The organism is Allorhodopirellula solitaria (genome assembly GCF_007859855.1).
Classification (GTDB): Bacteria; Planctomycetota; Planctomycetia; order Pirellulales; family Pirellulaceae; genus Rhodopirellula; species Rhodopirellula solitaria.
In genome coordinates, this window is sequence record NZ_SJPK01000001.1 from 349248 (window position 1) to 374744 (window position 25497).

A 25497-nucleotide genomic window follows, 5' to 3' on the forward strand; every position below is an offset into this window, starting at 1 on the left:
GGTTCGCTAGGATAGGCACGATGTCCGTTTTGTCACTTTCCATTCTCGCCGTGTGAATTCCCGCATGACCGCGTCCGAATCGGCCACCGCCGCTGCCCATCGTTTCGATTCCATTGCCATGGCCGCCCCGGATGCGATTTTGGGGATTGGGGAAGCCTTTGCGGCTGACCCGCGGTCGGAGAAAATGAACCTCTCGGTTGGCGTTTACAAAGATGCTGCGGGAACGACGCCGATCATGCAGTGCGTCAAAGCCGCCGAGCAGAAGATCTTGGAGTCCGAGACGACCAAGAGCTACCTCCCGATCGACGGCCTACCCGATTATCGCAATGCCGTCCGTGAGATGCTGCTGGGCGATCAAGTTCCCGCCGACCGGGTTGCGGTCCTGCAGACCCCCGGGGGTACGGGGGCTCTCCGCGTTGCTGCGGAGTTTCTAGCCACCCAGTGCTCGCCCACCCGCGTGTTCGTCCCCAATCCCACCTGGGCCAACCATACTGCGATCATGCGTGCTGCGGGACTGCCCGTGGAAACCTACCGATATCTCGGCAGTGATCGACATAGCCTTGATTTTCAAGCGATGGTCGATGACCTGACCGAGAACACGCGGCCTGGTGACGCGGTCCTCCTGCACGCCTGCTGCCACAATCCCACCGGCGTCGACCCGACGACCGACCAGTGGCAGGAGATCGCCAAACTGCTCGCCAGTCGCGGTCTGATCCCCTTGCTCGATTTCGCTTACCAAGGATTCGGCGATGGGCTCGAAGAAGACGCCGCTGGTCTGCGAACGGTCCTGCAGCACTGCGACGAAGCAATCGCATGCTCGTCCTACAGCAAGAACTTTGGTCTCTACAGTGAACGGGTCGGTGCCGCCACGCTGATTGCTGCCACACCGTCAGCCACGGCAGCGTCACTGAGCCAACTCAAAATCGTCGTTCGTGCCAACTACAGCAACCCACCGCGTCACGGCGGTGCCATCGTCGCCACGGTGCTGGCGGACCCCGAGCTGACCAAAATCTGGAAGACGGAACTCGAAGGCAAGCGACTGCGGATTAAACAGTTACGGGAGCAGTTCGTCGCTGGCATGAAGCAACAACCCGGTGCACCCGATTTTTCGTTTCTGCTCCAGCAGAAAGGCATGTTCTCGTTCAGCGGACTGAGCGCCATGCAAGTCGACGAGCTTCGTACCAAGCATGGTGTGTACGTCGTCGGCAGCGGACGCATCAACGTCGCTGGCATGAACGAAGAAAAAATGGACTGGCTCTGCCAAGCCGTCGCCGATGTGATGTAAGTTTCCAACAATCCAATCGGTGCTTCGATCACGACGATCCCTCGCAGATCGACCCAGACTCCCCGGCTGAGAGCCCAGTCACTCGCAGCCCATCGCTTCCAAGGATTTGCGACATGCCTCCCGAACTGCGACGTATCTTTGTCATCTCGGCACTGCTGGTGATGGGCATTGCAGTCCTTTGGGCGACGCAGTTTGATTCCATGCCGCCTGCGGACTTCAGTATCCAGAACGGCACCGATCCCAAAACGCTCGACCCTCACCGGGCGACGGGGCAACCGGAAAGCCGAATCCTTTTCGGCATCTTCTCCGGGCTGCTGCAAATGCTGCCCGACGGCGAACCCGACCCTGTCACGGGGCTGCAGCCGATGTCGCCCCAGCCCGCGGTCGCGGAATCGTGGGAGGTCTCCGACGACAAGAAAACCTACACGTTTCACTTGCGCCCCGACGCCGTTTGGTCCGATGGTGTGCCGATCACGTCGGCGGACTTCATGTGGTCGTGGACGCGGATGCTCCATCCAGCCACGGCCTGCGAATACAACTTCCAACTTTTCAGCGTCCCCTATGCTCAAGAGTTCAACTCGGGGCTGGTCGAGATTGGCGACCGCTGTGAAGTAGAGCTGTTTGATCGCCCCAACCCCGACGGCACCACCGAAGCGGATACCGGCCAAGCGAGTTTTCAGGCTTTCCCTCGCGGCACCATGCTCTACGGAACGTTGAAAGAGATTCGCAAACCACCCGAACCGACTTTTGACGACGAGGCAGGAAAACAGCTCGACGAGAAGGAACGCGAACAAGCGATCCTGAACTGGCAAGAGACTTGGGTCTACGTGCTCGACATCTTAAACCAAGCCGAGCCGGGGCAAATCGATTGGGACGGACCCACGACGACGCAGTCGTTCACGGTCAACCTGGATTCTCCCCAAGCTGCCCCGGAGACCCAACGCATGCATGCGGTGCTCGTTGCCTTCGATCAACTCGGTGGTATCGAAGCACCCGACCCGCATACCTTCGTCGTCCAACTCAAAGACCCGCTGCCGTATTTCCCGAGCCTGACGGCGTACTACCCCCTCTTTCCTGTGCCGCGTCACTGTATCGAGGAACATGGGATGCCGATGTGGACGAAGGCTGAGAACATCGTTTCCAATGGCGCCTACCAAGTTAAACTGCGGCGGCTCCGAGATCGCGTTCGGCTCGAGAAAAACCCCAATTGGTTTGACGCGGACCAGACTTCAATCGAGACGATTGATTGTCTCTCAACCGAAGGCCAGAACACGGCGCTGAACATGTACGTGACCGGCCAGATCGATTGGGTCACTGATCCTCCTGTTGCATTGATGGAGACGCTCAAGGAGCGGGACGATTTCTACTCCGCACCGATGCTGTCGGTATATTTCTATCGGCTCAACACCACGCGCAAGCCGCTCGACGATCCTCGCGTGCGGAGGGCCCTCGCTCTTGCCATCGACCGCCAACAAATCGTCGACCAAGTCACCAAGGCTGGCCAGGTACCCGCCTTCACGCTCGTGCCACCCGGGATCGCGGGATATGAGTCTCCGTCCGGATTCCAACCTGACATCGCCAAAGCGAAACAACTGCTCGTCGAGGCCGGGTACCCTGGCGGGCGTGGACTGCCCAAGGTCAGCGTGCTTTACAATACGAGCGAAGCTCACCGGGCGATCGCGGAAGTGATTCAACAGCAGCTGCAGAACAATTTGAACGTCAAGGTCGAGCTTCAGAACATGGAGTGGGGGACGTTTCTGGATAAGATTTCGCAGCTGGACTACGACATCGCCCGTTCGGCTTGGATCGGCGATTACGCGGACCCCAATACGTTTTTGGATATGTGGGTGACCGATGGGGCGCAGAACAGCACGGGATGGTCCAACCCCGACTATGATCGTTTGCTGCAAGAGGCGGCTGCCGAGAGCGATCCGGGAAAACGCATGCAATTGCTCGCCGATGCCGAAGCGATTTGGATCGAAGAAATGCCTGTAATTCCGCTCTACTTTTATGTTAGCGTCAATATGGTCAAACCCCGCATCGAGGGATTCTTCCCCAGTCCGCAGGATTTGCACCCGCTGCACCTGCTCCGTATCAAATCACCAGCGAGCCCAACACCGTGACGGACTTATTCAGCTACCTGATCCGCCGTTTGGGGTGGATGCTGCTCACGGTGTGGGCGGTGTACACGTTCTCGTTCATTTTGATGCGTTCGGTTCCCGGCAACCCGTTCAGCAGCGAGCGGAATGTGCCGCCGGCGATCGAGCGGCAACTGCGAGCCCGGTTCAATCTCGACGCACCACCACTCCAGCAGTACACCGATTACCTCGTGGGGATCGTGACCCGCGGTGATCTCGGTGTGTCGATCAAATTGGAGGACTACACCGTCAACGAGGTCCTCGCAGAAGGTTTTCCGGTTTCCGCATCACTGGCGATTCTCGCACTCGTTTTTGCGATCACGCTCGGGGTGACCGCGGGCGTGGTGTCCGCGGTGTACCGGGGCACAGCGGGCGACTTGGCATTGATGGGCACGGCGGTCTTGGGGATCGCGATTCCCAATTTCGTCTTGGCATCCCTCGCCATCTTGCTATTCGTCTTTTGGATCCCGCTGTTTCCTGCAGCCGGATGGGGAACGCTGCGTCAAGTCATCCTGCCTGCCCTTTGCCTCGGAGCTCCCGTCGCCGCCTATATCGCGAGGTTGACCCGAGCGGGGATGCTCGAGGTGCTCGGCCGCGAGCACGTGCGAACCGCCTTCGCCAAGGGCCTTCCCAAACGGACGGTGATCCTCAAACACGTCTTGCCGGGCGCGCTACTGCCGGTGGTCTCCTATCTCGGTCCCGCCACGGCGAGTGTGCTGACAGGGTCGCTGGTCTTGGAAAAGATCTTTGCCTTGCCCGGAATTGGGAGCCACTTTATCTACGCCGCGACGCAGCGAGACTACACGCTCGCGATGGGCATGGTACTGACCTACACGGTGCTTCTGTTCGTGATGAATTCGCTCGTCGACATCTCCTACGCGGTCATCGATCCACGGGTGAAATTGCAATGAGTGGTGTCTCACCTCAGCCCGATGGGCAAACCAGTCCGGCCCACCAAGCCACCCCCGATCAAGCTGCCCTGGAGAAGATCCTGCGGGAGTCGCGTGAAATCCGTGGTGTGTCGTTGTGGCAGGACGCTTGGCGGCGACTCCGCCGCAACCGTTCTGCGATGTGCTCGCTGATCTTCCTCATCGTCCTCATGTTGGCGGCGATCTTCACACCGCTGCTGCCGCTACAAAGCCCGATCGATAAGGATCTCAATAACCGTCGCTTCCTCGCTCCGAACCTGCAGCCTGTCGTGCTCGGTGGCCGGGCTGGATTGAAGTTTGAGGACGGGCGATTGACCTCCCAGCTCGCTAAGTACACCAGCGATGCAGCCGAGCAACGCGCCGAGATTCTCGCGATCGCAGACGCGGGCGAGCGGGACAAACAACTCGCCGAATTCGATGCCCGCACCCGGATCGAACATCCGTTCCAGCAGCTATGGAATAACCTCGGCCCGGTCGCCTTCACGATGTGTCGCATTCGCGTCGCGATTTTTGGTGACTGGACCATCCCCTCGCTTTTCGGAACGGACAAGCTCGGACGCGATTTATTGGCGAGAGTTTTCTGGGGTTCACGGGTCTCGTTGGTCGTTGGCATCGTCGCCACGATCGTCAGTCTTGTCATCGGTGTCAGTTACGGCGCGATCGCTGGCTACTTCGGTGGCCTGACCGATGCCATCATGATGCGGATTGTCGACATGCTGTATTCGATTCCGTTTATCTTTGTCGTCATCTTTCTCGTTACGTTTTTGAGCGAAGACAGCGTGAAGGCGATCCTAGAGAATTACGGCATCCACCAGATTACGATCTTTTACATCATCATCGGCGCGATCTATTGGCTGACGATGGCGCGAGTCGTGCGTGGGCAGGTGCTCTCGCTACGGACCGAGCAGTTCATTGAAGCGGCCCGCACGATCGGTGCTTCGCCGATGCGAATCGTTTTCCGGCATATCGTCCCCAACACGCTCGGGGTGGTGATTGTCTATCTCACGCTGACGATCCCTTCGGTGATGCTCTTTGAAGCATTTCTATCGTTCTTGGGGCTCGGCGTTGCACCACCGGACGTGTCTTTGGGACTGTTGCTTAACGATGGCGTCGAAGCACTGTCCATTATCAAGCTGTTTTGGTGGGTGGTGGTGTTCCCCGGTGCGGCATTGGCGATGACGCTCTTCGCACTCAATTTCCTGGGCGATGGTTTGCGTGATGCCCTGGACCCCAAAATGAAGAATCGCTCATGATGCAAGCCAACACGAAGCAGGCCGATTCCGGTGTGGCGCAGCAGGATTCCCCCCTGCTGAGCGTCAATGACCTGCGGGTCAGTTTTAAAACCGACGAAGGCATGGTGCGGGCCGTCCGCGGGGTCTCCTTCGATGTCCATCCGGGAGAAACCGTGGCCATCGTCGGCGAGAGCGGCAGCGGCAAGAGCGTCACGAATTTGGCGATGATGGGCCTCGTCCCGAAACCGCCCGGAAACATTGACGGTGGTACGGCGATGTTTGCAGGGCAGAATTTGTTGACCCTGTCGCAGCGACGACTGCAGGATATTCGCGGTCGTCACATCGCTATGATCTTCCAAGATCCCATGACGGCGCTCAACCCGCTGATGACGATCGAGCAACAGCTCACCGAGATGACACGATTGCACCTCAACTTCACCCGCCACGAAGCCCGCGCCCACGCCATCGAGATGCTCGGCCTCGTTGGCATCACCGCCCCGGAAAAGCGACTGCGTGACTACCCGCATCAATTTAGCGGCGGGATGCGGCAGCGTGTGATGGTGGCCATGGCACTCTCCTGCGAACCGGAACTGTTGATCGCTGATGAGCCCACGACGGCACTCGATGTGACGATCCAGGCCCAGATCATGGAACTGCTGGCCGATCTGCAGGCTCGCAAAGGGACGGCGATTGTTTTGATCACACACGATCTCGGCGTGGTCGCAGGAGTGGCCGATCGCGTGCTCGTGATGTACGCCGGGCGGATCATTGAAAAGGCGGACGTCTCATCACTCTTTGCGATGCCCCGACATCCCTACACGCTCGGCCTGCTCGGCTCGCTACCGAACCTGGAGTCCAATCGCGACGAAACGCTCAAGGCAATTCCTGGTCAACCGCCGGACATGTCGGTGCCGATCGCCGGCTGCGCTTTTCGAGACCGCTGCGAATATCGCTTCGATCGCTGCCAGAGCGATGACCCGGTCCTGACGCCAAGGCGCGACGCCTTGGAGGATGGAGCGGAGGACTCGAGCATGCACATGGCGGCATGTCATGCTGTGGACGTAGGAACGGAGAACGAGCCGCGATGAATGATTCCTCCCCTCCCGTCTCAACACCGCCGCTGCTGAGCGTGCAGGACCTGAAGGTTCACTTTCCGTTTCGGCGCGGCTCGCTGCTGGGCGCTCAGAAAGGCGTGATCCGTGCGGTCGATGGCATCTCGTTCGACATCGCTCGCGGCGAGACCCTGGGCTTGGTCGGCGAATCCGGTTGCGGAAAATCAACCACCGCGCGAGCGATCATCAACCTGGTACACCCGACCGGGGGCGATGTACGGATCGATGGTGTGCCGATCGCAGGTATGTCCGATGCCGCGATGAAGCCCTATCGCCGCCGAGTTCAAATGGTGTTCCAAGATCCCTTCGCGTCGCTGAATCCACGCATGACCGTGGGGGGAATTATCGGCGAACCGCTCGTTGTTCATTCCTTGGCCCGGGGACGCGACCGCAAACTCGAAGTTCTGCGGTTGATGGAGTTGGTGGGGCTGAATCCTCGGTTCTTGAATCGCTATCCCCACGAATTCAGCGGAGGGCAACGCCAGCGGATTGGCATCGCCCGGGCCCTTGCCGTGCAGCCCGATCTCATTCTCTGTGACGAACCCGTCTCCGCGCTCGACGTTTCCATCCAAGCTCAGATCATCAATTTGTTGATGGACCTGCAACAGAAGCTGGGGCTGTCCTACCTATTCATCGCCCATGACCTGGCCGTGGTCCGGCACATCGCCACCCGGGTCGGCGTGATGTATCTCGGCCGGATGGTCGAGCTCGCGTCTGCCGAGGAATTGTACGCGGGGCCCAAACATCCTTATACCGAGGCGTTGCTTTCGGCAGTTCCTGTCCCGGACCCGGCCGTGGCCGCATCGCGACAGCGGATCGTGCTCTCGGGAGAAGTCCCGTCGCCGGATAATTTTTACCCCGGCTGCGCCTTTGCCGAGCGATGCCCGGTGAAGATCGATCGCTGTGTCAGTGACCGCCCGCCGCTACCCGATCAAGCGCATGCCGCAGCCTGCTGGGTGCGTGAGCAATCGCTTTCATAAGCACCGCGCAATCTGCAGCGGGTACACTAAAAAGGACCTTCGGGATCACCCGAGGGCGAGACTGCACCCGGATCATGAGTTAATTAAGAATGCGGCCATCATTGACTGGAATTGTCCTCTGCGGTTGTCTTGCGAGCTTCGTCGGTCGGCAGGGGATGGGCCAACAACCGATTCCCAGATCACCGATTGCGGGTGAGCCGGACACGTTTCGTCCACCACGAACGACCGCCGGCCCAGACATCGGCCCAGACATCGGCCCAGAGACCATAGAACTGCTACCTCCCCTCGCGATGCCACCGTTGAGCATACCGCCTGGCATGCGAGGCGGGAGCGAGCCGCCTGAACCGCCGCAGCCCGCCGCCTCGCAGCCGAATCGCCCGGCCGACCCCAGCGGACTGTTAGTTCGCATGGGAGACCTCAAACATCCCGAAAACGTACGACTCGCCGTTCGCGACGATGACGGCAATCGTGTCGTCGCGAAGTATCTCGTCGGCAGTGGTGATTCCCGCGTGGTCATGATGCCCGATGGGCGGCTGAAAGCCTACGAGGGCCAGCTCACCACACCCACCGACGATCCCTTCGAGCCGATGTCAATGGACGAGGTCCGCGACCGCTGGCTGGCGGATGAGCGGCTGTCGAAACTCGGCATGAAATCTATCCAGAGCCAACGATTTCTATTCCTGTACAACACGAGTGAGCCCTTCATCCGAGCAACTCGCACGATTCTCGAGACGATGTACCCGGCTGTCCGAAAGTATTTTCAACGCACCAAGATTCCAACACATGAACCGGAGTTCCCGCTCGTCGTGATCGCGTTCGCCACCGACGACCAGTACCAAGAGTTCAAACGGATGCCCGACGGAGTCGTGGCATACTACGACAGTACTTTGAACAGCATCTCGATGTACGAGCAATCGCGGCTCAACCGCGTCGCACCCCAAGTCGCGATCATGAATTCCATCTCGACGGTCGCCCATGAAGGCGTCCACCAGATTCTGCATAATATTGGCGTGCAGCAGCGATTGTCACGCTGGCCGATGTGGCTCAGCGAAGGGCTCCCCGAGTTCTTCGCGCCCACGTCGACGGGGCCGGGAGCGAAATGGAAGGGGCTCGGCGCCCCGAACGATTTGCGGATGAAAGAGATCGTGGAAGACGTCAAGGGCGGCCAGCGTCTGGGCAGTGGCAGGCACCTGGAGCGGCTCGTCCAACTCGATGAATTCGACTCCAAGGAGTACGCGTACTCATGGGGGGTCGTCCACTGGATGGCGAGAAAGCACCGTGACGAGCTATTTGCCTGCATCCGCGAGGCATCGAAGCGACAGCCGTTGGAGTATCTCACCAGTTCGCAAGACGACGATATGGATTCCGTGCCGCTGTTCGAAACACAGCTCGGCGGCGACTATGCGGACCTCGAACAGGACCTCTCGTCGCACTTGTCGTCGCTGCGTTGGACCGATCCTGTCGAAAACCAAATTCACTACCTCGTCATTTCAGGCAGCCGGGTCACATTGACCTCATCGCCTGAAACGGTTCAACAGCTGCAACGATCGACGCGACCGCTGCAGACCTTCCGTGTGCAGCGATTCCCCAACCGCACGTCAGCGATGCGGGCGATGCAAGCGATCACCCGTTAGCAACGCGTGATCAACAAGAGACGAACTCAGCGAAAGCTATTCCGTGGTGGACGAAGCGACGAACTGTTGAGCCACGCAAGTCTCCCTACGCCAGAGTAACAGTAGGGCCGGTTCCCACCGGCCACACGCGCCACACGCTCAATTTAGCAACGCGTGATCAACAAGAGACCAACTCAGCGAAAGCTATTCTGTGGTGGACGAAGCGACGAACTGTCGAGCCCCGCAAGTCGTATCCGGTGGTGTTCGTTTGCGCTCAAACCACCGGCTATCTTCTATCATCCCTGACAGGATACTTTTGGCTCATCCGCCGGAAGCGTGGGCCCGAGGTTTTCAAGGCATGGCTCCCGTATCGAAGGATTTATTTGTGGGATGTGATTATCAATGTTAGACTGGCACTGCCGGGAGAAACGGAGCCGAGCTCGAATGGCGTGGACTTAAGCGATTGCCGCCTGTGAGACATCCTTCCGTCGAGCTTGTCTCGGCGGAGGAATCAACTGGCAGCTACCGAAAAAATGCGAAGTAGAAACGGTGCTCCGTCTCGGGCTTGTCCCGGCGGTTACACGACTAGATTCGCTGATTCCGCCGGGACAAGCCCGGAGCGGAGATCGATCTGGCGAGGGCGTTTTACAGGTAGCTTGCAGTTGCCACTCCGCCCGGACAAGCCGGACGGAAGCGAAAACAGATGCCCGTGAAACTCGAGTAAAGCTGCTTAAGTCCACGCCATTCGAGCCGAGCTTTGCAGAGGTGCTGGCCTGGCAAGGGATATCCCGGCCGATGGTACGCCAATGGTGTTGCCGGTCCCTGGCAAACATTCGTTCGCCGGGGAAGCATTTTAGTAAGAGTATTGGATACTGGAGCCATGCCTGGAAAAACCTTCCCCTGTGCTCCGCGCACGCTTCCGTCGGATGAACCATTTTTTACCGCCTCCGCTGCGGTGTCACGTTAGCCGGTGACCTCTAAGTTCCCCAACATGTCGAGCTTCGCAACCGCTCATGGTTTTCCGACGCATTCTCGAATTGCTCAACCGACCCGATCCGAGCGATCCACGCCGCTTAGCCGGAATGGGGATGGGGCGAACTTTTTCTGAACTTGCAGCTGACCCGAATGACTTTAACGTCGCCAATGGTTTCTTTGGGCTCATCGATGGTCCGCACCACGGAGAGTTCAATGCGACATTTTTTCGGCCCATAGAACAGCCGATCATGCTCACGTGGCATGCCAATGGCATTATCGGCAACGGTGGCTTTGCATATCTTTTCGAGGCGGAATGGCCAGGCGACCCCGACTATGAGCTGACGATGGAGGCGCATCGTCAGCTTGGATGCGACTCGCAGTTCGAGGCGTTTCGATTGGCGTTGAACGCTGTTGCTGATTCACCCTCTCGTGACAGCAGGAGTGATACATTCCTCGAGTTGCCAAGCGGTCAGCAAAACAACATCAATTCGCTATACCGGGGTGATGCTGGAACGCCGGAAAGGCAGATTGCCGCGTACGTGCGTCGGAATGTTAAAAGACTCGGCCATCTACGGGGGCGGATCAGCTAGTTGCGATATAAATCGCTGTGCACGATAACGTGCACCGGAGCGACGTCGCCGCCTCGGGGTTGGTCTCTCTTAAAGTTTACTTCCAGGGCGGCAAATTGCTGGCGAAAGCGGTTCCGACGGGCGGCTCCCTATGACCGGTTCGCCTGCACGATCGATCGACTCAGAGCGGCGCGGGCGATTGCTCGCCGGAAGGAGGCGGAGACAAACGCAAAGTCGCCGCGACGCCACGGCGCAAAGAGCCTGGAGGTGCGTTGCGACTCTGCGACTTGGCGCCCTTGCGTTCTCATTGACACTGCATGCCAAACAGACACTCGGTCCCAACCGATCCAGCACGACGATCGCGCTGGCCGGTGACGATCAGGATTCGAGCAACAGGGCGACGGCGTCGAGGTAGCGGCGGATCACGTCAGCGCTGACGTCCTCAAACCCCGTCGTTTTATGCCGTAGGATCGATAGCTTGAGCGATTCGACGACGTCGGCAAGGTCATCGGGCAGCGCCGGCAATCCCGCGAAGGGTTGCATCGGAGAGGGAGCCGCATCGTCAGCGACTGCCATGGAACCACCCTCGCCACCGTTGGCGTCGTTCATGTGGTTGCCTTCTGGCAGAGCTGCGAGTTCGGATTCCTCGCCGAAGTCGGGCGCCTCGTAGGCCGGACCCGATGCCACGCCGTCGGTGTCGCCATCGTAGTCGCGTGTGGAACTGCCACCCTGGGCCGGTGCGGTCCCCAGGTCCGGTGTGTCCTCATCGAGATCGACGTCAACGATCTGGCTACTGCCGGGGCGATCCGATTCGACAGCCCCGTTCGCTTTCCAACGCTGCTCACGCATGGCCGATACCGACCATTTCTCTTCCACGGCGCCTTGCAGCCACAATGCGGCATCGTCCCAATCGAGCGCCGCCAAGAAATGGCTCCAGTACAATGCGGGATACGTCTCGGCTTGCTCGCTGAAGCGATCATGAACGCGTCGCAGGCGACCGACGTGGGGTGAGGTGACACCACCGACGCTCGATGCCCAGGCCTCATCGGAGTAATCCGTGACCGGCGCCCCGGCTTCGATCAGCGCTGCCCGCCATTGACTGATGATGCGTCCCTTTTCCCAATTCGTTGTACTGACCAATGAATTCCATTGACCGACAAAGGGCTGCTGCAGTTCAACGAGCTCTTCGTCGCTGCCCACAGGCTGGAACCCTTCGGCGGGCAACGACTCGCTCTCGAGCGAGTCCGCGGTCACAGTGTCTTCCACGGTAACTTCGGCAGAGGCGGATTCCTCCGCTTCTCCGACGGGATTGCCGTCGGCGGAGTCCTCTGACATTGCAGGAGACTCCATTTCCTCGTCGGGCACGTCCTCGTAAACATCCGCGGCATCAAATCGTGGATGAGTGGTTTCGGGGGCGGAGGCGTCAATCTCTTCAGGTGTCATGGGCTTCTGCTTGCGAGGGAAAAATGGTCTCCGTGTCAAAGACGCATACGCTACCGTCTCGAGGTACGGTCCGTGAAGATTCCCCTGCCTATTTCGTCAATTCTTAACCGCCTGGGGAACCAATCGCGCCAGCCGGGTAAGCCGTGCGGTGTGGGAAAAATGTCTGAGTCACGTCTCGCAGAGCTTCAAATCGCCAAAGACAGCCCAAAAATCACATAATACTGGACCACATAGGACTTCAGCGGGTTCTTTCCCAGCCAATCCAACCCAGCAACGGAGACCGACCGATAGCGTTCTGCCCAGCAGAGCAGGACCGTGGCGGGCAAGACGAACAGGAACAGCAGCGGTGAGACGCTGCCGGGTGTCAGTGAAGCGGCGGGGAAGTAGCATGCCGTCAATCCAAACGCTGCGAGGCAGGCCGCTTTGCCACCATAGCGAGCATGTAAATTGCCCAGTGCGACGAAACTGAGCACGATCGAAAGCGGAAAATCCATCGGGCCGCCGCTGGGCCACCCATCGCTGGGATCGACCGGATAGAACAACGCCGCCAGGATCAAAATGGGGAAGTAACGCCCGCAGGCGACACCGATCACCCCTGCGACCAACAGACTGCACAGGATCTCGACACAGCCGTAGGCAGGGTAAAAGACCAGATTCACCAGCAACGCGGCGACAGCGATCTCGGCAAACCGGCGACCACGCCATCTCCCGGCTCTGGGCAGGAAATAGCCCATCAGGACACAAAACAGCGGCATGCTCAGTCGCATCAGCACGCGCACGGGGGAGTCCGAGATCGATTGTCCCAATAGCAGGCCGAAGACGTGGTCGATGACCATCATCAAAATCGCCAGACCACGCAGTGTGTCCATGGCTTCATTTCGCGGACGGTCGCCACCGCTTCCCTGCCGTGAACCGCGGCCTCGATGCTTTTCTTTGTCGCCGTCACATTCCCTCTTATTCGCCTGAACCTCACCACCGGCACGCTGGGGTAGCCGCTGCGATCGAGATGACGGTCGGGGACGGGAACAGGTGCGTGGATGGGGACGTCGAGGCACAGCCAGCTAACGGATCGAGAAACGGTTGCGGCGTCTGAATTTCCGTTGAGTTTGCCGCCGATACTAACTAACATAGCACGGGGTCGCTGGACAAACCTGCGCCTTTTCTTCCTTCCAAAGCATTTCACTTTTCTGCAAAGAGTCCACTGATGCGATTCCTTCGTGACCTTTCTCGACTTCGCATTTCGATGCCGCTGCTGCTCTCGGTGGCGCTAACGTTAGGCTGTGCCACCATCGCCACTGCGAATAACGACGGCGGTGGTGACGGCGGCAATGATGGCGGCGACATCAACTTCGGGCCGCCCATCGCCGGTGTCGATGTTGATCCCAGTGGCGTTTTGAAGATGCGGGTCGTCGACCCACGCTTGGCCCGGGCGCGTCTGGTGCAGGCCCTGCGTGCGGCGAAGATTGAGGACGTGATGCAACGCAGCGAACTGCGAAAGGTCTCTCTCAACCGCCTCGAAGAAGTCATTGCCGAGCGGGCCGAAGCCGACTTGCCATTGGGTGACGACATCCTCGCGGTCGCTGGATTGACCAGCGTCGAGTACGTATTTTTCTATCCGGATACGAAAGATATCGTCATCGCGGGTCCTGCGGAGGGTTTCGTCGCCGATCCCACCGACCGCTTTGTCGGGATCCACACGGGACGTCCCACCCTGTTGCTCGAAGATGTCGCGACCGCGCTCCGAGCGTTCCCTCCCTCGGCACCACCGACCCGCGTGATCTCTGTCTCCATTGACCCCACGCCAGAAGGACTCGCCCGCATGCAGAAGTTCTTGCGAGCCGTCGGTGGTCAAGCCAATCCGGGCGATACCATGCGATTGGTCCACGGACTCAAGCAAAACCTCGGATTGCAAACGGTGACGATTGAAGGCATTCCTGCAGCAACACACTTTGCCCGCGTTCTCGTGGAAGCCGACTATCGGATGAAATTGATCGGAATCGGCCTCGAGCAATTGCCCGTTCCTGTTCGCAGCTACGTCTCGCGGACAAACCCGCAAACGGTTGCCGCCAACGCCATGGAGCGATGGTACTTCCAGCCTAACTATGACGGCGTTTCGGTGAGTGAAGACAACCTGGCCATGCGAATCAATGAGCGCGGCGTGGAACTCGTCGGTGAGGGCGAACGAGTCATGGGCAATGGCAAACGAGTGGCAGCCGGCCGAACGAATCGGGCCAGCCAAGCGTTCACGAAAGAGTTCACTGACAAGTACCCACTGATCGCCAGCCGCGTGCGAGTCTATGCCGAACTGCAGCAATTGATTGATCTCGCGATCGCGGCGGCCTATATCCAGGAGCAGGATTTTTACTCGCAAGCCAAGTGGACGATGCCCGTTCTCGGAAACGAATCCGAACTGCCTGTTGAGACCTATACGGCACCCGAGCAAGTCGAAACGGCTGTCAACGCGATCTGGCGAGGCAACACTCTCATGACACCACTCGGCGGTGGCGTGAATGTCCAGCCCCGACTCGCCCTCAACAGCGACCACTTGAGCGTCGACACCAAGGGTGAGAATGACGAAATCAAGAACATTGCAGGGCCGAAAAACCTGCAACCGGGCCAATGGTGGTGGGACTGAGCCACCTTGCGCTTCCGCTCGCCGTTGGGACTTGTCGCCGCTCAATCTCACCCTATGATGGGAAGGTTGGCGGCGCTTGATGAGATAATTTGACGCAGCCGCCACTTGCTTACTCATCTATATCTAACGTCCTCGCGTATGAAGGTTGTGTCGTGTTAACTGAATCCACCGTTGAAAGCATGTTTCGGGAAATTGTCTCAGCGCCGAATCCCACTGAGGAAACGTTTGACCGAGCGGAAGACCTGCTGGAGACGGAACTGCGTGACGAAAGCCCCCTACGTCACCGCTTGACCGTCGAACTTGACGAACTTCGCTCGCTCGCGACCAAGTAAAGAAACGGGACGGTCTCCAGCACCCCGCTGTGATCGTCCCGGATATCGCACATCATTCGATTGACTGACACGCCGCTGCAGATCCGACTGCACGAGTCGGCCTGTCGCGTCGGGATTGCCAGCGTATGGGCGATGACGACTGCCCCCGACGCGGAGATTCAACCCCCGTCATCTATTCGAACGGCCAGGCCAGCCTACGGGGGCGGGTCACGTTTTTCTAGCACCACTGCCGGTCGGCTAGAATCGAACTGGCTCGGGAATCGCCAGGCACGCCATAGTCTCGCCACGGTGAACTGCTGGAGGCGAGGGAACCTTGGAGCTGAATCGACCGGCACTCGCGCGAGCGATAGTCGCGGGTCGAATCTGAGTTACTCCAGCCCGCCGCTGCGCCGATCGGTGGTGGGGTCGGGGTTGCGTCGATGCAGAGAATCGGTAATTTTGATAGCAAGCGGTTTCCTTGCGTGTAAAACGGGTTGTCTACAGCTCGATCACGGCAAGCTAACCGCTTTTTTTTGGTTCATCCGACGGAAGCGTGCGCAGAGCACAGCGGAAGGTTTTTTGAGTACTGTCATATCCAGAACGAAAATTTGCAGTGCGCGCGTACGCTCAGCGGCACCACCAATAGGGTAGCTTTTTCGACACTCAAAGTCCACTGTTTGTCGGCCAGCCAGCACGGCTCGGTTAGCTTTGGTGGTTCAGTCTCGCCACCCTGGTAGATATCCGAAGCTCTGAGAGCCCCACACTGTCTCATCCGGCGTTTGAACCGCTAACAGAGCATCTCACTCTAGCACGGGCTTGCTCAGCAGAGCTACGCTCCACCGATACCCTCGGCATGCGACGACGTTGTTAGTGTGCTTGGCAGCACGACAATTCAGCCTAAGACTTCAGAGCTTCGGACGGTTTCGATTCTACAGTGTTTTCCTGGTTCACTCCAAGACGAATTAGTAAGCCGATCAGCAAGTCGCCGATCGATTGAGGGCCTCGACGCTTCTTGCCAGCGAGAAGCTGCAACGGTTCTGCCTCGCTGGCATAAACGCTTTTGGGAAGCCATTGGAAAGCCTCGTTCATGTCGACGATCGTGTGGCTTAAATCAGTCTGGTGTTCACGATGGAACTGGCGCAGTTTCCATAGGATCGCCTCGCGATCAACACCTTTGCCTCGCCAGACCTGTCGACCGCCGACGAGCTGGTATACCATTCGCATCGCCCGGTTAGCGATCCGGCAATGACGATCCCGAGGGTCCACCTTCTGTTTCTCCAGGAACGCCGAAAAACTTCGGTAGTACGGATGGCACTTGATCAAATTCTTGGCGACCATCATCGCGGCGCCACGTAGCCGGCGATTGCAAGTGCGGGCCACTCCACCCTGGAGATCCACTGTGTCACTTTGGTAACGAGACGGATACAACCCGGCCCGTCCGTTGAGCGCCCGAGCGGTCGCGTAGTGTTCAATTGGCCCTGCCTCCCCGGCTAGTCCGGCGGCCGAAACAACGTTGATGCCTTTGACGCTCAGCAGAAGCACGTAAGGCGTTTTGACCAAAAAAGACGCCATTTTCCGNTCNGTCGAGTTGANTTGTTCGCTTATCAGTTCCNACAACTCNATGAGCCCAAGCCAATTTTCGGTCAACATTTCAGACAACTCTGCTGGTTCGCTGGCGACGCGTGACCAAGCCACAATACGCTCAAGAGTTGTCCGGCGGCAGCGGATTTTCTTTTGTTTCAAATGCTCTGCCAAACCATCGACGTTAGCGCGTTTGATCGCTACCGCCGAAGGGAATTTCTTGGCAACCGGGATGGCGACGGACTCCTTGAAAAACTTGTGTAGTGGGAACAGCTCGTCATATCCAGGCATGCTTTGGTGCATCATGCCGCGTATCTGAACCTGCAACTTGGCACGTTGCTTGACGAGGTTTCCGCGATGCCGAATGAGCGATTGAAGAGACCGGTGATTTTCATCCACTGGCAAGCTTGCTAGTCCATAACCATTGATCGCCGCGTGAAAGATAGCTTCGAGGTCGTTGTCATCGGTTTTCAGATCCGGGTGCAGCGGTCGACGGTAATGCTTCGAGGCAAACGGATGAACCGTTCGCGTATCCATGCCGGCTTTGCGTAGCGTCGCTTGAACAGGCCGATGATAGATGCCGGTCATCTCCACGGCCGCGATCGAGTCTTTGATAGCGAATTCTTTGAACGCACTTTGAATCACCTGAACCATCGCTGCGAACGATCCAGCGTTATGCTCGACGTCGGTCGGTTCAACGAGAACCTTGCCATAGAAGTCGCACAGCATCCACTTGGATCTGCGTTTGGCGCAGTCGACCGAAACGACACCAAAGTGAGAGGGACCGACCGCCTCGACTCGCTGCTGAATCACCCCAGCTGGCTTGCCGATGTAACGGGCCTGATTGGATTTTGACGAACGTTTCTTGGTGGCGATTGCCATATCGGAGTTCCTTGATTGAAGGGAAAGTGAATTCCTTCAATGAAAGCACTCAGAATGCGCCCCTGGTAGTTTTTTAGGCTAACTTGGGGACATACCAGGCATGGCTCCAGTATCGAAGGATTTATTTGTGGGATGTGATTATCAATGTTAGACTGGCACTGCCGGGAGAAACGGAGCCGAGCTCTGCGGAGGTGCTGGCTTGGCAAGGGATATCTCGGTCGCCAGCGTTTCCCTGCAAAAGCGGTACGCCAATGGTGTTGTCGGTCCCTGGGGAGCGTTTGTTCGTCAGGGACGCATTTTTGAACGATCATTGGATACGAGAGCCATGCCTCAAAAAACCTTCCGCTGTGCTCTGCGCACGCTTCCGTCGGATGAACCCAAGTTTGCCCACGCCGAAGGCGTTTTAGAAAATAGCCGGTGGTTTGAGCGCAAGCGAACACCACCGGAAACTCCGCGAAACACGCGTGCCAACCCCGAATGGGGTGGAAGATCATTCACGACGAGGTCTGCGACCCACTTCGGGGTCGACGTCCCATCTTCAACGAACAACCGAAGGTGGCGCTGCGCTTACCAACGGCTATTTTCTTTCATCTCTTTCGGGATACGTGTGGGTAATCGATAGGCGGGCTGAGCGTCACTGGTGACCCACGCTCGCCATTTGCTTGCCGGAGAAAGTGCCAGTGGCTATTCTCGAGATATGAATACCACCAAAAGAACCTTTGTTCTGGGGCTGTTGCTCCCCCTCCTGATCGGCACTGACTTGTTCGGTGACGATTTGTTCGGTGACGATTTGATGTTGAATCTCCGCACGCGAACGGTAGGCGATCGTGAGCCGAGACTGGAAGAGGCCACTTGGAAGGCAGAGAACACCGCGTTGGTCATTTGTGACATGTGGGACGATCACTGGTGCAAGTCCGCGGCAAGGCGAGTCGATCAGTTGGCCCCGGCTCTCAACGCCACCGTCGCGGCTGCGCGGCAGCAGGGTGTTCTCATCATCCATGCTCCCAGTAGCGTGGTGAAGTTCTACCGCGGCAGTCCTCAACGTGAGTTGGCGAGTGCCGCACCGTTAGCAAAACCGCCCGTCCCACTCTCGACATCACCGCGTTGGGGGACGACCTGGTGTTGGCCCGATGCCCAGCGAGAGGGAGTGCTGCCCATCGATGATTCGGATATGGGTTGCAGTTGCTCCGGTGAGAAATGCGAGATTCGCGAGGCGTGGAGCCGGCAGAACAAGCTGATTGAAATCGCGCCCGAGGATGCCCTCACCGATGATGGCCAGGAAACTTTTAATTTGTTGGAGCAACGCGGAATCGACAACGTCATTCTATGCGGCGTGCACCTGAACATGTGCGTCTTGGGCCGCCCTTTCGGCATCCGCCAGATGGTTCGGCTCGGTAAGAACGTGGCGCTGATACGGGATCTCACCGACACCATGTACAACCCGGAACGACCGCCGGGCGTCGATCACTTTGCCGGAACCGATTTGGTGGTCGAGCACGTTGAGAAGTATTGGTGCCCAACGTTCACGAGCAGCGATATTACAGGGCATCGGGCATTCGTGTTTGCCGCCGACGACAGGGCCAGGTAGTCGCTGGCGGGCTTGTCGATTGATTCGGCAGCCAACAGGTGCCGAACGGAGTGGGGACATGGAAACGCTTGTTCACTGACGGTCCTGTTCTTTCGTTATTTGCAGCGTCGATTTCTGGGTATCGGCGTGAGTGGTGATCTGCCTAAACTGCCTGCTCGCGCCGCCTGGGGTGAACGATTCACTCGCCCGGCTGACCCAACGCAACGACGGAGAACCATGGCATGGATGCCACGACTCATCGCACGCACACAGACCGCGCTCGGAAGTCTCTTGCTGGAAGGTGTTTGTTCAGCTCGGCGTTGTTTTTGTTGGTCCTGAACACGGCGACGGCGCACGCGGCCAACTTTCGCACACGCAATTTTCTCGTCGAGGCTCCGACTTCCGAGTTAGCCCGTGAGGTCGGCGAGCAGGCGGAGAAGTTCCGACACGAGCTAGCGACTTATTGGACCGGTTCCGCTCTTCCGCCTTGGCCGACTCCCTGCCCGATCCGGGTCATTGCCGGCGACAACCTCGCCGCCCAAGGTGTGACTACCTACAACCCAGCTCCCGTTCGCGACTTCCAAATGGAGGTTATCGGAACACCCGAGCGGATTCTGGACAGCGTGCTGCCCCATGAAGTCACTCACACGGTCCTGGCGACCCATTTCGGACGCCCCCTGCCACGCTGGGCCGACGAAGGCATCTGTACCACGGTGGAGCATGCGTCCGAGCGAGCCAAGCACGAGGCCAAGCTTCGCGAGTTCTTGGCCTCGCGCCGCGGCATCGCCATGAATCGCCTGTTCCTGCTGACGGAGTATCCTCAAGACGTGTTGCCGATGTACGCTCAGGGTTACTCGGTCTGCCGGTTTCTGATCGAGCAGCAAGGGCCTCAGACGTTTATCGGTTTCCTCGAGGACTACATGCAGCGTCCCTCCTGGACCGCGAATGTGCAAAAGCACTATGGCTACGATTCGCTGGCAGAGCTCCAGGAATACTGGCTCAAATGGGTCGAAGCGGGCAGCGGTCCAGTGGAGCAATACGTCAAAGCTGATCCACGTGCGGCCTCTGCACCCGATGCGTCCATCGCATCGCGGCAACCGGGCCCTGGTTCAACTCAGCAAGGCTCCGGCGGCGACATGGCATTGGCTTCCGCATCCGTTCCAAGCGACCTTTCGCAAGAGAGTCTCCACGACGAGGCAACGAGCAGCATGGTCGCTGCCAATGACCGGGGGCGGCTCGCTGAATCTGATTCCGAGGGTGGATGGTACCATCGCCGTGCCGCCGGCCAGTCCGGGGCGAAGTCGACCGACGCGTCTGCGTCGGGCCAAATGGGCGTGACCTCCACGCCGATGCCACCGAGTGGTCAGGTCGCTGACACCGCCGGCATGCGAGCAAGTTCCACTAATCGCACGCAAGATCCTGCTACCCCGCTCTGGGCACCCCCGTCGGTTATCTCCAGCGGTCGCTACTCCGCTGCCACGCCCCAGGCAGAAACAATGGGCTCGATGCGGCCGAACACGGGCGTGCTCGATTCCCGCCGGGACCAGGGCAGAGGCACTGGCCCCAATGGTGGCGTGTGGCGGTAGTGGGCGACTGGCGTTTGTTGGGCGATGAGATAGACTCCGAGGGAAATAGCTGATTCCCTTTCCAACCTCCACCACGGATTGCCGGGCCCCATGTCCCAGGACCCTTTTCAACGCGACACGAATGAACCCGCCTTCGCACCTGGCGAAAACCAGGCGCCGCCTGCTCGAAAACGCCGCAAATGGCTGTGGATCTTCGCGATGTTGCTGAGTGGCGGCTTTTTGACTGTCCTCGTGTGCTGCGGCGCAGGGCTGTACTGGATCGAGAATTATGGGTCGTTCGTTTTCGATCCCATGCGCGACGAGATGAATGAAATGGCTGAGTTGCGGGAGCAGGTCGGCGAGATCGAATCGCTCAACTTGAATGTGTCGGCGACTGTGGAGGAGGCGAAAGCGAACCCCGAGTTCGCAATGCTCGATGGCCAGGCCGATCAGGGGCCCTTTCAGGTCTCCGTGCGGATGACCAAGGAAGGTGATCTGGAGAAGGTGTTCGTTGTCATGCCCGATGGCAGTCGCAACCCGATCGACATCAGCAAGCGGATCGATCCACCGGCAGTGGACGCAGACCAGGAAACGGGCGCCGACGAGAAATCTGACGCGGGCAAGAAAACAGATGCGGACGAGGCATCTGACGCGGACGAGGAATCTGACGCGGGCCAGGAAAGTGCTGGCGACGCGGCGTCCAAGGGGGCCGAGGGAACCACGGAAGTGGGACGTGACGACTCCGCAGAAAGCTCAGGGAAGAATTTGGGGCTGCAGAGTGCAGTCGCTGTCGCCGCTCATTGATCCTTCCCGGCCGGTACGCTATGGTCCCACGTCTCAGACCAACTCGCCCCATTCCTTTGGAAGAACGAAACATCACGATGAAAGTGGCAACCTTCGAAACCAATCGCGGCACGATCAAACTCGAACTTTTTGGCGACAAGACCCCGAAGACTGTCGGAAATTTTGAGTCTCTTTGCGAGAAGAAGTTTTACGACGGTTTGAAGTTCCACCGCGTCATCCCCGACTTCATGATCCAAGGCGGCTGCCCTGAAGGCACAGGTACGGGCGGCCCCGGTTATCAATTCGAGGATGAGTTCGACCCTGAACTTCGACACGACGGCCCCGGCGTGCTCTCGATGGCCAACGCCGGTCCGAACACCAACGGGTCACAGTTCTTCATCACGCACGGCGCGACTCCACACCTCGATGGACGCCACAGCGTCTTCGGCAAAGTGATCGAAGGGCAAGACGTGGTCGATTCGATCAAGCAAGGCGACGAGATGACCACGGTCCGCGTCACCGAAGAATAGGTGAAAGCCGACCCGCCCAGCCGACTGCCCAGCGCGGTGATTTGATGAGGCTGGAATCCCGGTCGCGGGGGCTGGTACCTCGGCCGAGGATAGTTAAACTCGAGAGCAGCGACTCCGTTCGCTGCCTATGATCTTTTTCAACTCAAAAGCCCTTCAGCGCTGCTCTGATGACATTCAGGATGACGCCGCGGGGAAACTCCGTGCCTACGCATCCGCTCATGACGCAATCATCCGCCCCTGCATCGCACGAATCGTCCGCACCGAACGGACTTTCTCAAACTCCGCTGGATCAATGGCACCGAGATGCCGGTGCGAAGATGGTCCCCTTTGCCGGTTACGAAATGCCGATTCAGTACGGCGATGGGATCGTTGCCGAACACCAGGCGTGTCGAAACCGGGCGGCATTGTTTGATGTCTCTCACATGGGGCGATTGCGGTTTGACGGAGACGGGGCCGCAGAGTTTTTGGACCATGTCTTAACCCGCCGGGTTAGTGACCTCGGGGTCGGAGGCGTCCGCTACTCGATGGTCTGCAATGCCGACGGAGGTATCCTCGATGATGTACTCGTCTCGCACTTGGAGACCCCGTCGGAGCGGCGTTTCCACTTGCTGGTCGTCAACGCATCGAATCGCGCCAAGATTATTCAGTGGCTGACACCTTTGTTAGCTGAATTCCCTACAGTCACCATGTCCGATCGGACGGAACTGACCGCGATGATCGCTGTGCAAGGGCCGCTCGCGATCGAGACCTGCAAGAAGTTATTGAGTTTCGATCCTGCACGGTTGAAGAACTATCAAGCCCGCATCACCGACCAGTTTGCGAAACCGGTGATCGTCAGTCGCACAGGTTACACCGGCGAAGACGGATTGGAGTTGATCGTCCGTGCCGAAGAAGCTAATCGGGTGTGGGAAAACATCCTGTTGGCGGGACGCGACTCCGGCTTCATTGCGGCCGGCCTCGGCGCTCGCGACACGCTGCGAATGGAGGCGGGCATGCCACTCTATGGTCATGAGCTGAGTGAGACGGTGGACCCATTGACGGTAGGGCTGAAGTTCGCCGTCAACCTCGCTGACCGTTCGTTCGTAGGCGACGCTGCACTGCGAAAGATCAAAGCAGACGGGCCGCAAAAGACTCGGATCGGATTGCTTCCCGAGGGCAAGCGTCCGGCACGCGAAGGCAGCGATGTGCTCGATTCCAACGGTACGAAGATCGGCACCGTCACCAGTGGTGGGCCTTCGCCAACCCTCGGTGTTCCCATCGCGATGGCCCTGGTCGACCGCGAACGCGGCAGCGATTCGGAATATCAAATTGACATCCGTGGTCGCAGCGTTGTGGCCCGCCCGACAAAACTGCCGTTTTATCGACGTCCTGTCTCGTAGCGGATCTCGCGACACGCGACTCCATCGAACAACCCATTTCGTTCCCCTACTTTCTCTCTCTGCGAAGGAAGCTTCCATGTCCCGCGACAGCAAACAACTGCGTTACGCCGAAACCCATGAGTGGGTCGACGTCGCCGAAGAAAACGGCGAACGAATCGCCACCATCGGGATTTCCAAGTTTGCGATCGAGGCCCTCAATGACCTCGTTTACATGGATCTTCCCGAAGTCGGTCGAAAGCTGGCCATTGGAGATGAGTTTGGGGAAGTCGAGTCCGTCAAAGCCGTCAGCCCGTTGTACAGCCCCGTCGCCGGCGAAGTCGTCGCGGTGCACACCGAGTTGCCCGATAACCTCGAGGGACTCAACGAAGATCCCTACGAATTCGGTTGGATCCTCAAGGTCAAACTCGATGGTGAACCAGCCGAAACGCTGATGGATCATGCCACTTACGAGAAACAATGCGCTCAAGCAGGCTAAGACGTCTGCCGCAGAGGGGCCTGGCCCTTTCCATGCCGAGCATATCGAGCACTGTCACATTCGTTACCGAAAAGGGTCAGGCCTCTTTTCAGATAGGTTCCCAAGTAGATGTCGTACTTATTTCATACCGACGATGATCGCCGTGAGATGCTCGCGGCCATCGGTGCTTCAAGCATCGACGAGATCATTAACGATCAAGTCCCGCAATCGGTCCAGCTCCAGCGGCAATTGGAATTGCCGCCCGCAATCCACGAGATGGAATTGACCGCGGAACTGACCCGATTGGCAGATCGAAACGCCAACGCGAACTCGCACGTGTGCTTCCTCGGCGGTGGTGCCTACGATCACTTCATTCCCGCGGTCGTTGACGAGATTGCTTCCCGCGGCGAGTACTACACCTCCTACACGCCGTACCAGGCCGAAGTCAGCCAGGGCAACCTGCAGGTGATGTTTGAGTACGAGACCTTGATCACCCAGTTGACGGGCCTCGGCGTGAGCAACGCGAGCCTTTACGACGGCGGATCGGCGGCAACCGAAGCCGTGTTGATGGCCCTGGCCACCCAGCGTGGTCGCAACAAGGTGATCACCAGTGATGTCGTGCACCCGCAGTACCGCGAGATTCTGGCCGCTTACCTCCGCAATATCGATGCTGAGATCGTGGTGGTAGCAGCGGACGAGAACGGTTGCTCAGCAGGCATCATCGATGCGATCGACGACCAAACCGCTTGTGTGCTCGTTCAGCACCCGAATTTTATTGGCGGTCTCGAGGATGTCGCCGCCATCGCTGCGGCCGCGAAAGCCGCTGGTGCACTGACGATTGAATCCTTCGATCCGGTTAGTCTCGGCCGTCTGCGTCGCCCTGGTGACATGGGTGTCGACATCGCCGTCGCCGAAGGACAGGGGCTCGGTAACCCGTTGGCTTACGGCGGCCCGTACCTGGGCATCATGGCATGTCGTGAGGATCTCGTCCGCCGCCTGCCTGGCCGGATTGCTGGACAAACCACCGACCGCCGCGGCAAACGCTGTTGGGTGCTGACCCTGCAAACGCGAGAGCAACACATTCGCCGCGAAAAAGCGACCAGCAATATCTGCAGTAACCAAACGCTGCTGGCCCTCCGCGCCACCGTGCACTTGAGCCTGCTCGGTCCGGAGGGACTGCGGGAAACGAGCGACCACTGCATCGCCAAAACCGAGTACGCCAAACAGGTCATTGTCGCAACGGAACGCTTTGAGATCGTTGGAGAAGGTCCCTCGCTCAAAGAGTTCGTCGTCCGCGATCGCAATGGGGATGTTGCCGAGCTATTGGAGTACGCTCGCAACCACGCGTTGCTCGCCGGTATCGACCTCGGTCCGATGGTTGGCCTGCAATGCGAAGGCACCTTGACCGGGTTACCCGATCGATATCGTGATTGCTTCCTCGTCGCTGTCACGGAGAAGCGCACCCGTGCGGAGATCGACCAGTGGGCGGAGATCCTCTGCCACGCCCCCCAAACAGCCGCTTGCTAGTTTAGCG

The 25497-nt window shown here is 58.7% G+C and carries 22 protein-coding genes; 17 read left to right on the top strand and 5 right to left on the bottom strand.

Annotation, left to right across the window (positions count from 1 at the left end; translation table 11 throughout):
• The first annotated feature begins 64 nt into the window (after window positions 1–64).
• The 8 genes from CA85_RS01370 (at window position 65) to CA85_RS01405 (ending at window position 10854) form a co-directional block, all read left to right on the top strand.
• Entirely contained in the window at window positions 65–1285 is a 1221-nt protein-coding gene (locus CA85_RS01370; protein ID WP_146389471.1) for an amino acid aminotransferase, read from the top strand.
• A gap of 113 nt (window positions 1286–1398) precedes the next feature.
• On the top strand, window positions 1399–3408 hold the full coding sequence (locus CA85_RS01375; RefSeq protein WP_146389473.1) for a peptide ABC transporter substrate-binding protein: 2010 nt from the start codon (window positions 1399–1401) through the stop codon (window positions 3406–3408).
• Window positions 3405–4334 (top strand): ABC transporter permease, encoded by a 930-nt coding sequence (locus CA85_RS01380; protein WP_146389475.1) that lies wholly within the window; start codon window positions 3405–3407, stop codon window positions 4332–4334. Before CA85_RS01375 ends, CA85_RS01380 begins: the two co-directional genes overlap by 4 nt.
• A complete protein-coding gene (locus CA85_RS01385) occupies window positions 4331–5605 on the top strand; it encodes an ABC transporter permease (protein WP_146389477.1) in 1275 nt (424 codons plus the stop codon). Before CA85_RS01380 ends, CA85_RS01385 begins: the two co-directional genes overlap by 4 nt.
• A complete protein-coding gene (locus CA85_RS01390) occupies window positions 5602–6672 on the top strand; it encodes an ABC transporter ATP-binding protein (protein WP_246112396.1) in 1071 nt (356 codons plus the stop codon). The genes CA85_RS01385 and CA85_RS01390 overlap by 4 nt, the downstream gene beginning before the upstream one ends.
• Complete coding sequence (locus CA85_RS01395) at window positions 6669–7676, top strand: ABC transporter ATP-binding protein (protein ID WP_146389479.1); 1008 nt, start codon at window positions 6669–6671, stop codon at window positions 7674–7676. The genes CA85_RS01390 and CA85_RS01395 overlap by 4 nt, the downstream gene beginning before the upstream one ends.
• A 299-nt stretch (window positions 7677–7975) precedes the next feature.
• Window positions 7976–9310, top strand: coding sequence for a DUF1570 domain-containing protein (locus CA85_RS01400; protein WP_246112397.1), 1335 nt, complete (start codon window positions 7976–7978; stop codon window positions 9308–9310).
• A 992-nt stretch (window positions 9311–10302) separates the two neighbouring features.
• Window positions 10303–10854: a DMP19 family protein gene (locus CA85_RS01405; RefSeq protein WP_146389483.1), complete on the top strand. Its 552-nt coding sequence runs from the start codon at window positions 10303–10305 to the stop codon at window positions 10852–10854.
• A 357-nt stretch (window positions 10855–11211) separates the two neighbouring features.
• Here CA85_RS01405 and CA85_RS01410 read toward each other — a convergent pair whose 3' ends face one another.
• The 3 genes from CA85_RS01410 to CA85_RS01420 all read right to left on the bottom strand — a co-directional run bounded on the left by CA85_RS01410 (window position 11212) and on the right by CA85_RS01420 (window position 13405).
• The gene (locus CA85_RS01410) at window positions 11212–12276 is read right to left on the bottom strand and encodes a hypothetical protein (protein WP_146389485.1); all 1065 of its coding nucleotides are present in this window, start codon (window positions 12274–12276) and stop codon (window positions 11212–11214) included.
• Between the two features lie 185 nt (window positions 12277–12461).
• Window positions 12462–13145 carry a TraX family protein gene (locus tag CA85_RS01415; RefSeq protein ID WP_146389487.1) on the bottom strand — a complete coding sequence of 228 codons (684 nt, stop codon included), beginning with the start codon at window positions 13143–13145 and terminating at the stop codon, window positions 12462–12464.
• Window positions 13115–13405 carry a hypothetical protein gene (locus CA85_RS01420; protein WP_146389489.1) on the bottom strand — a complete coding sequence of 97 codons (291 nt, stop codon included), beginning with the start codon at window positions 13403–13405 and terminating at the stop codon, window positions 13115–13117. The genes CA85_RS01415 and CA85_RS01420 overlap by 31 nt, the downstream gene beginning before the upstream one ends.
• Before the next feature lie 75 nt (window positions 13406–13480).
• On the opposite strand from CA85_RS01420, the gene CA85_RS01425 reads away from it, so the two are divergent.
• Together CA85_RS01425 and CA85_RS01430 are read left to right on the top strand one after the other, a co-directional pair.
• Complete coding sequence (locus CA85_RS01425) at window positions 13481–14911, top strand: DUF1598 domain-containing protein (RefSeq protein WP_146389491.1); 1431 nt, start codon at window positions 13481–13483, stop codon at window positions 14909–14911.
• Between the two features lie 152 nt (window positions 14912–15063).
• The gene (locus CA85_RS01430) at window positions 15064–15243 is read left to right on the top strand and encodes a hypothetical protein (protein ID WP_146389493.1); all 180 of its coding nucleotides are present in this window, start codon (window positions 15064–15066) and stop codon (window positions 15241–15243) included.
• A gap of 217 nt (window positions 15244–15460) precedes the next feature.
• Here CA85_RS01430 and CA85_RS01435 read toward each other — a convergent pair whose 3' ends face one another.
• Together CA85_RS01435 and CA85_RS01440 are read right to left on the bottom strand one after the other, a co-directional pair.
• Window positions 15461–15691: a hypothetical protein gene (locus tag CA85_RS01435; RefSeq protein WP_146389495.1), complete on the bottom strand. Its 231-nt coding sequence runs from the start codon at window positions 15689–15691 to the stop codon at window positions 15461–15463.
• A 428-nt stretch (window positions 15692–16119) separates the two neighbouring features.
• Window positions 16120–17685: an IS110 family transposase gene (locus CA85_RS01440; protein WP_146389496.1), complete on the bottom strand. Its 1566-nt coding sequence runs from the start codon at window positions 17683–17685 to the stop codon at window positions 16120–16122.
• A gap of 697 nt (window positions 17686–18382) precedes the next feature.
• On the opposite strand from CA85_RS01440, the gene CA85_RS01445 reads away from it, so the two are divergent.
• The 7 genes from CA85_RS01445 (at window position 18383) to gcvPA (ending at window position 25490) form a co-directional block, all read left to right on the top strand.
• On the top strand, window positions 18383–19273 hold the full coding sequence (locus CA85_RS01445) for a cysteine hydrolase family protein (protein WP_146389498.1): 891 nt from the start codon (window positions 18383–18385) through the stop codon (window positions 19271–19273).
• A gap of 221 nt (window positions 19274–19494) precedes the next feature.
• Window positions 19495–20838: a hypothetical protein gene (locus tag CA85_RS01450; RefSeq protein ID WP_246112398.1), complete on the top strand. Its 1344-nt coding sequence runs from the start codon at window positions 19495–19497 to the stop codon at window positions 20836–20838.
• A 90-nt stretch (window positions 20839–20928) separates the two neighbouring features.
• Complete coding sequence (locus tag CA85_RS01455; RefSeq protein ID WP_146389500.1) at window positions 20929–21621, top strand: hypothetical protein; 693 nt, start codon at window positions 20929–20931, stop codon at window positions 21619–21621.
• Between the two features lie 77 nt (window positions 21622–21698).
• Window positions 21699–22130, top strand: coding sequence for a peptidylprolyl isomerase (locus tag CA85_RS01460; protein WP_146389502.1), 432 nt, complete (start codon window positions 21699–21701; stop codon window positions 22128–22130).
• A gap of 218 nt (window positions 22131–22348) precedes the next feature.
• A complete protein-coding gene (gcvT, locus tag CA85_RS01465) occupies window positions 22349–23509 on the top strand; it encodes a glycine cleavage system aminomethyltransferase GcvT (protein ID WP_146389504.1) in 1161 nt (386 codons plus the stop codon).
• A 76-nt stretch (window positions 23510–23585) separates the two neighbouring features.
• Window positions 23586–23984 (top strand): glycine cleavage system protein GcvH, encoded by a 399-nt coding sequence (gcvH, locus tag CA85_RS01470; RefSeq protein ID WP_146389506.1) that lies wholly within the window; start codon window positions 23586–23588, stop codon window positions 23982–23984.
• A 108-nt stretch (window positions 23985–24092) separates the two neighbouring features.
• On the top strand, window positions 24093–25490 hold the full coding sequence (gene gcvPA / locus CA85_RS01475) for an aminomethyl-transferring glycine dehydrogenase subunit GcvPA (protein ID WP_146389508.1): 1398 nt from the start codon (window positions 24093–24095) through the stop codon (window positions 25488–25490).
• The last annotated feature ends 7 nt before the right edge of the window (window positions 25491–25497 follow it).